The following is a 7447-nucleotide window of genomic DNA, read 5'->3' as shown; positions in this document are numbered from 1 at the left end:
GCACCCCTGGTGTTCGCCGCCGTTGCCGTCAACTACTGCCGTCAGACACCACTGAAGCCCCATCAGTCACACCGATGGGGGCTTCAGATTTGCTGTCATAGCCAAGTGGAGCCGCTAGGTGTCAGCCCTACGCGTCGCCCATCAACCCGTCAGCAATGCGACGAGCCGTGTCATCCGCGACTTCACTCCACACCACCAAGCCCATGGAATCAAATTCCTCCAAGAGTGCCTGCCGAATCTCTTCCATCGAGCGTCCACCATGGGTCCGACGGACATTCGCAACAGCGCGTTCAAATCTCTTCAAGTGCTCTTGAACGCTCGGAATGTCCTTGTCGTACTCTGCGGGGTCCACCACTCGCACGTCACCGCCAATCATTCTCGCGGCCATCCACTACGACTATAGGTTCCTGCGATAGACCTGCTGCAAGTGTGGCATCGCTTCTGGGCCGAAGATGTGCTCAAGCCTCCCGCTCACCTCATCGGTGACCCGGGTCGTTATATGCCCCTCTGCGGTCAATCGGTCGTACGCGCATTTACACATACGGAAGATGAGAATTGCCGGGCGATCGCCGGTAGCCGTACGGCTTCCGCCAAACGTTGCAGCAGCGCTCAGGGTATCCGAGTCGCCAGGGCTCACCCGATAAGTGAACAGGTTTCCGGGCTGCCCCACACCCCCACCGTGGGAATTCCCACGGGCCGCATCGCCGCTCAGTCCATTGGCCTCGATGTTATCGGCATTGGAAGTGATGTTGCCCGCGGGGTCGTAGGCGTAGGAGACGTCACTGATCCGGTTCGGGCCTGTTTCCCGGTCCGTGAGCTGGTTGGTGACCCGGCCGGTGTTCGGGTTGTACTGCGTCGTGGTCCAGACCCGGTTGGGCGCGTTGCCTGACGCGGTGCGCAGGACTTCCCCGTACGGGCTGTACTTGACGTCGGCCGTGTACCAGGCCAGGCCGGACATGCTCTGGGGCATGCCGTCGGCGTTGTAGCGGGTGACCAGCTTCTCGGCGGCCAGGCCGCCGGGGGTCGAGGGCAGCGTCGTCGACTGGACCTTGCCGGTTGGGGTGTAGGTGACGCTGGACGCGTAGGTGCCGGCCAGGCCCTTGGCCGCGGGCACGTCCGGGATCGTGATCTTCGAGCCGCTAGGCCGGTACTCGGCGTCGTACCCGGTCACCTCGCTCTTGTACGCGGCCCCGCCCTCGTAGCGGGTGGAGGAGACGGGCTGTCCCTTGGCGCCGGGCAGGGAGTCGAAGGCCCACGAGGCGACGAGCGGGCCGTCGGCGGCGTTCTCGTGCAGTTCGGTCGTGCGGCCGAGGGCGTCGAAGACGCTGTACTGGGTGCGGCCGCTGGAGTCCTTGGTCCAGATCCGCTGGTCGAGGTTGTCGAAGCCGAATTCCGAGCGTCCGGTGTCGGGGTCCTCCGAGGCCGTCATGCGGCCGCGGACGTCATAGGTGTAGGACCACTGGTTCCCGGCGGCGTCCGTGACCGACTTCAGCTTGTTCTGGACGTCGTAGACGTAGGACGTCCTGTTCCAGGTGGTGAGGTCCATCGACGTGGCGTGCTCGACGGCCGAGGTCCGCCCCAGAGGGTCGGTCCAGGTCTTCGACGCCCTGCTGCCCTTGAGGGGAGTCGTGCCGTCGACGGACATGGACGAGCGGGTGAGGGTGACGTCGCCCCCGTACTCGATGGTGGAGGAGTACTGCGGGACGTCCGCGTGCAGGGTGGTGGAGCGGACGGCCCGGCCGAGACCGTCGTAGGCCGTCTCGGTGGAGTTCGGGACCTGGAAGACGGTCTCCGGGACGAAGATCTTCTTCGTGGGCGCGCCCTCGGCGTAGTAACCGTTGTTGGTCTGTCGGACCGTCCCGTTCGCGCTGTAGAGCGTGTCGGTGATCAGCCGGCCGCCGCCCAGGGCCTCGCCCTGGCTCTGACGCGGCCTCAGCAGGCCGTCGTAGATCGTGATGGCCTGGCTGTACGTGCCGTCGTCCTGCAGGGTGTTGCTGGTGACGACGGGCGGCTCGTGCTCCGCGATCTGGTAGGCGAAGGTGAAGGCGGGCTTGTCCGTGCCGGGCTTCTGGGAGGTGGTCCAGACTGCGGTGGAGCGGCCGAGGTTGTCGTAGGTGGTCGTGGTCTTGCGGCCGTTGGCGTCGGTGTCCTCCAGCGGGGCGCCGCGGCCCGGGTCGCTCTTGGTCGTGACTGTCTGGCCGAGCGGATTGGTGCCCGAGACCGCGAAGGCGGCACCGGCGGCGGGGCTGTAGGCAGTCGTGGACGCGTTGCCGGCGGCGTCGTAGACCTTGACGGAACGGCCGAGCACGTCGTACTCGGTACGGGCGGTCGTGATCCAGCCGGTGCCGGCCGCGTCGTTGGTGTCGACCTGGTAGATCTGCCCCTTGCTGGGAGCGGCGCCGAACGCGCCGAGGGCGTCGTAGGCCGTGCGGCTGTCGGAGAGCAGTGTGCCGGTGGCCGCCTGCGCGCAGTCGCCCGCGGTGGTGCGCACGCGCTGGGGCAGGCCGATCAGGTTCTTGGCCGTGTTGTGGACGTAGCTCGTCGTGGCGCACTTCTGGTGGGTGATCTGCCACCCACCCGTGCCATTGGGGCTGACGGCTTCGGACTGGACGGTCTGGGTGAGGCCGTAGGTGGGCTCGAATGCCGTCCGGGTGCGCAGGGTCCGGGTGGCACCGCCGCTGATCGTCTCGATCGAGTCGGTGCGTGAGGTACCCGAACGGAATGCGTCCAGTGGGGTGGTGCCATCGCGCGGCCGCGAGGCCGTCTTCTGGCTCCAGGGCCAGGTGAGCTCACGCGAGACGACGCTACCGCCGACCTTGGTGTACGTGATGGTTTCGGCGCTGCGCCCCTGGTACTGGGGAAGGTCTTCGCCAAGGTCTTCGGTGCCGGTGGAGTCCTTGATGGTGATCTTGGGGCGGCCCGCGTCGCCAGACATGCCGCGGAAGAAGCGTGTGCGGCTCTGGGACTGCTCGGTGGCGTCGGACTTGCCCGTGTTGGCGGTGACGCCCTTGCTCACGAGGACGCTGGCGTAGCCGCGCCACTGGCTGTACGTGCGCAGTTCGGGCTTGGAGAACTCGTCACTGTCCTTGGCCCAGGCCGCGTCGCCTTCGTAGGTGTAGGCGGTGGTGACGTCGGGCTGGCGTGCGACGCGGTCCTTCTCGGTGACCTTGTCGACGAGGTACTTGTTGAACCACTCCAGCGGAGGCTTCTCCAGCTCACCGTCCGGGGACCAGTGGACCGGGTAGCAGCGAGTGGTGTTCTCCTCCGGCTTCGGGTGCGTACCGCCGACGGGGCAGGGCGCGGAGTAGCCGACGGAGATCTCCCCGCCCGTCTCCGTGCGGATGGTCTCCACGCGCAGACGGTCGAAGTCAGGGGTGGCGTCGTTCGGTCCGGTCGCCACGCGGTTGGGCATGTCCTTGACGTTGGCGACGAAGGACACCGGGGGGAGCGTGGTGCTTTCCTGGTTTCCGGCGCCGTCCTTGGCCGTGCCGTAGCCGGTGCGGGTGATGGACTCCAGCCACAGCGGCGGGTGGGTGTCGGTGCGCTGCCGGGGGAAGGACTGCGTCAGGTTCCAGCGGTCCACCAGAGACAGGGCGGTGGAGCCCTCGGTGCGCTGGCCGTAGGTGGTGACGGAGGTCAGACGCTTACGCGTCCAGAAGGTGGGCGAAGCGGTGTAGCAGTCCTTGGCAGTCGGCTTGCAGTAGAGCGTGGAGGGGGTGTCCCACCAGGGCTGCTTGTCGCCGTAGTTGTTCGCCTCGAATTCCGCGTCGGAGCACTGCGTGGTGCCTTCCTTGATGCAGCGTTCGGCGACGGTGAACTCGACCTTGCCGGCCGGGGCGCCGGAGAGGTTGTCGGCGCGCAGACCGTAGGTGATCCGGGTCGGGTAGCCGGCCCGGGCGTAGGAGACCGCTTCCTTGAACTTCTGGTTCTTGGCGTAGCGGTTGCTCTCCTTGACCCAGTCGATGATCATGGCGTTGCCGTGGACGTCCTCGACGTAGTCGAGGTTCCACCGCCAGCCCTGGTCACAGGACGAGGCCGCGTACGAGGTCTGGTAGCAGGGCTCGCCGGGGTGGTTTCCGAAGACCGGGACCGTGAGGACCTCACCTACGGCACCACCGGATGGGACAGTGCCACCTGGCCCCTCCTGCGCGGAACCCCCGACGTCAACAACGACGGGATCCCCGACCTCTACCTCACCCGCAACGACGGCACCCTCCACCTCTACTACGGAGGCCAGACCGCCATCGCCAACGGGTGGCGCGTCGAGGAGGACGACTGGAACACCGCCCGCACCATCGGCTGACGGCCATCGCGCCGCCACATCAGGGAAGGCGAACGTCCCATCGGGCGTTCGCCTTCCCTGTGCCGGCAGGGGTGACCCGGTCAGGGGAGGGGGTGGACCTGTTGGGTGGTGAGTTCGTAGCGCGCCGCCACCAGGGCGAGGCGGCCCGTGGTGACGCGGGAGGCCAGGGCGGGGTCCGTGGAGAGGCGGGTGCGGACGCGGCGGGCGTGGGTGGTGATGGCCGCGTCCACGCGGGCCGGGCCGGACAGGGTGTGGTCGATCGCCGGGTGGATCTGGTCGGCGAGGTACTGCATGTGCCCCGGCAGCTCCTCCCCCTCCTCGTCCGCGGTGACGGCGGCGGTGACGGCCCCGCACGACTGGTGGCCCAGGACGACGACCAGGGGGATGCCCAGTTCCACGACCCCGAAGGTGATGCCCGCGAGGACCGCCTCGTCCAGGACGGAGCCGGCCGAGCGGACGGTCAGCAGGTCGCCCAGGCCCTGGTCGAAGACCAGCTCCGGAGGGACCCGGGAGTCGATGCACCCGAGGATGACGGCGAAGGGGTGCTGACCGGAGACCAGCTGCCGCCGCACCGCCCGGGTGCGGTCGGGATGCCGTTCGTGCAGCGTCCGCCAGCGGGCGTTGCCCCGTACGAGCTCCCGCAGCGCCGAGGCGGGGGAGGCGGGCCGCAGGGCCGCAGCTCCGGCCCGGGCGACCGGCGGGGCCGGCCGGGTGCCGGACACCAGACCGGCGGCCACCGCCACCGTTCCCGTCAGCGCGGCCCGGACGAGGCGGCGACGACCGGGGAGCCCTCCATGCCCTTGAGCATTAGTGGTCATATTCGGGCAAAATAGGGCTACGTCGGATCGAATGCGGGCTGCCACCGCGCGCTTGGGGCGACCTTGACGAAGTCTTGGACGGGTCTCAGCCCGCGTCGCCCGGTCGGACCAGGCCCGCCTCGTACGCGAAGATGACCGCCTGCGCCCGGTCGCGCAGGTCCAGCTTCCCCAGCACCCGCCCGATGTGCGTCTTCACCGTCTGCTCCGCCAGCACCAGGTGCGCGGCGATCTCCTGGTTCGACAGCCCCCGCGCGATCAGCTCCAGGACCTCCGTCTCCCGCGGGGTCAGGCCGTTCAGCCGCAGCGCCGGATCCTTGCGCGGCGCGGGCCGCTGCCGCACGAAGTCCGCGATCAGGCGCCGCGTCACCGAGGGCGCCAGCAGTGCCTCGCCCGAGGCGACCACCCGGACCGCCGCGATCAGATCGGCCGGCGGGGCGTCCTTCAGCAGGAACCCGGACGCGCCCGCGCGCAGCGCCTCGTACACGTAGTCGTCGATGTCGAAGGTCGTCAGCATCAGCACCTTCGGCCGGTGCACCACCCCGGGCGGCGGGTCGAGCAGCTCGCGGGCCGCCGAGAGGCCGTCCAGCTCGGGCATCCGTACGTCCATCAGCACCACGTCGGGATGCACGGTGCGCGACACCCGCACGCCCTGCCGGCCGTCGGCGGCCTCGCCCACCACGTCGATGTCGGCCTGCGCCGACAGCAGCGCGGCGAACCCCGCGCGCACCATGGCCTGGTCGTCGACGATGATCACACGGATGGTCAACTCGAATCCTTGTCGGCGTCGTTGGCGGCGCTGTCGGCGGCGTCGTCGAGGGGCAGGCGGGCGGCGACCCGGAACCCGCCGTCGGGCAGCGGGCCGGTGTCCAGGGTTCCCCCGGTCAACCGTACGCGTTCGCGCATGCCCACCAGACCGTGGCCCGTCCCCGAACCCTCCAGCTCCACCACGGCGTCCCGCGCCGGGCCGTTGACCACCAGGACGAGTACGTCGCCGGTCCGGTCGGAGCGGGTCACCGAGACGCGGGTCCGTGCCCCCGGGGCGTGCCGCACCACGTTCGCGAGGGCCTCCTGCACGATCCGGTACGCCGACAGGTCCACGGCCGGCGGCACCGCCTCGGCCGCGCCCAGCGCCAGGGACAGCTCCACCGGCTGACCGGCCCGTACGGTCGCCTCCACCAGCTGCTGGATCCGGTCGATCCCCGGCTGCGGGGCCCGCTCGCCGCCCGCGCCCGCCCCGCCGTTCGTACCGTCGCCGCGCAGCACCGTCAGCAGCCGCCGCATCTCGCCCAGCGACTCGCGCGCGCTGGCCGCGATCGCCGCGAACTCCTCGCGCACGGGCTCCTCCATGCCCGGCAGCCGGTACGGCGCCGAGTCCGCCTGCGCGGTGATCACCGACATGTGGTGGGCCACCACGTCGTGCAACTCCCGGGCGATCCGCGCCCGTTCCTCCAGCAGCGTGCGCCGCGAACGCTCCGCCTCGCTGATGCCCTCCTGCTCCGCGATCCGCTGCCGGGCGTCGCCCAGCTGCCGCAGCGCGCCCGCCAGCGCCAGTACCGCCCCGCTCAGTACGAACAGCAGGGCGACGGTGTTCGTCACCCCGTCGGGCTTGAAGAAGCCCAGCACCACCCCGGCCGCGCCCGTCACCAGCCACACCTGGACCAGGGTCCGGACGGACTCGCGCAGCCCCAGACAGATCATCAGCACCTGGTACCCGACGACCACCATCGGCGGCCACGGCCACGCGTGCCCGTCCACCCGCTCGGCGCCGCTCAGCAGCACCGCCCCGACCACGTCCGCGGCCAGCACCATGCCCCAGGCGGGCAGCGGCCGGGTGACCGCCAGCAGCAGCGGCACCGTCTGGGCCACGCCCAGCGCCCCGGCCCAGCCGCCGTCCAGCGCGTAGTCGTTGGTGAGGACGGCGATGGTCACGGGCAGCAGCGTGATCACGAAGACGCCGACGACGGCGAAGGGCAGCATCCGCTGCCAGCGCTTGGGCGCCCGCGCGAACAGGGCCTCGCCCGCCCGGGCGGGCGTCCGCAGCACGACGGCGAGCTGGGCCAGCGAACCGGGCTCGCGCTTCTTCCCCTTCGAGGGCTTCGCGGGCTTCTCGCGCTTCGTGCGCTTCTCCCGCCGCTCGCGCTCGCGCTCGCCGCGCTGCCCGCCGCCGGTGGACTGCTCGTCGTCCCCGGTGCGCTGCTCATCGTTCCCGCGCGGCTCGCGAGCCTTGCGGAGCCGGAAAAGGGACAGGGTACGGGCTTTGCGGCTCATGATCCCCCCAGCCTATGCGTCACGGATGCCGAGGGGCGGACGGCTCCGCCCGTCGAGC

General features: G+C 70.0%; 6 protein-coding genes. 1 reads left to right on the top strand and 5 read right to left on the bottom strand.

The window, feature by feature from the left end; all coding sequences use genetic code 11:
• Window positions 1–127: 127 nt before the first annotated feature.
• Both ACFV0Q_RS14905 and ACFV0Q_RS14900 read right to left on the bottom strand, forming a co-directional pair.
• Window positions 128–388, bottom strand: a complete 261-nt coding sequence (locus ACFV0Q_RS14905) for a hypothetical protein (RefSeq protein WP_385005190.1) — start codon at window positions 386–388, stop codon at window positions 128–130.
• A 9-nt stretch (window positions 389–397) separates the two neighbouring features.
• Window positions 398–3970, bottom strand: a complete 3573-nt coding sequence (locus ACFV0Q_RS14900; protein ID WP_385005188.1) for a hypothetical protein — start codon at window positions 3968–3970, stop codon at window positions 398–400.
• Between the two features lie 99 nt (window positions 3971–4069).
• Between ACFV0Q_RS14900 and ACFV0Q_RS14895 the strand changes: the two genes are divergently transcribed.
• On the top strand, window positions 4070–4303 hold the full coding sequence (locus ACFV0Q_RS14895) for a hypothetical protein (RefSeq protein WP_385005186.1): 234 nt from the start codon (window positions 4070–4072) through the stop codon (window positions 4301–4303).
• Window positions 4304–4383: 80 nt separating this feature from the next.
• Here the strand turns inward: ACFV0Q_RS14895 and ACFV0Q_RS14890 are convergent, their stop codons facing one another.
• The 3 genes from ACFV0Q_RS14890 to ACFV0Q_RS14880 all read right to left on the bottom strand — a co-directional run bounded on the left by ACFV0Q_RS14890 (window position 4384) and on the right by ACFV0Q_RS14880 (window position 7389).
• A complete protein-coding gene (locus tag ACFV0Q_RS14890) occupies window positions 4384–5121 on the bottom strand; it encodes a carbonic anhydrase (RefSeq protein ID WP_385005184.1) in 738 nt (245 codons plus the stop codon).
• Between the two features lie 85 nt (window positions 5122–5206).
• The gene (locus ACFV0Q_RS14885; RefSeq protein WP_266572387.1) at window positions 5207–5887 is read right to left on the bottom strand and encodes a response regulator transcription factor; all 681 of its coding nucleotides are present in this window, start codon (window positions 5885–5887) and stop codon (window positions 5207–5209) included.
• Entirely contained in the window at window positions 5884–7389 is a 1506-nt protein-coding gene (locus ACFV0Q_RS14880) for a sensor histidine kinase (protein ID WP_385005181.1), read from the bottom strand. The genes ACFV0Q_RS14885 and ACFV0Q_RS14880 overlap by 4 nt, the downstream gene beginning before the upstream one ends.
• Between the last annotated feature and the right edge of the window lie 58 nt (window positions 7390–7447).

The sequence above is a fragment of the Streptomyces sp. NPDC059564 genome (assembly GCF_042735575.1).
Taxonomy (GTDB): domain Bacteria; phylum Actinomycetota; class Actinomycetes; order Streptomycetales; family Streptomycetaceae; genus Streptomyces.
Note: the sequence above shows the minus strand (reverse complement) of the source record. Positions and strands in the feature narration are given on the sequence as shown.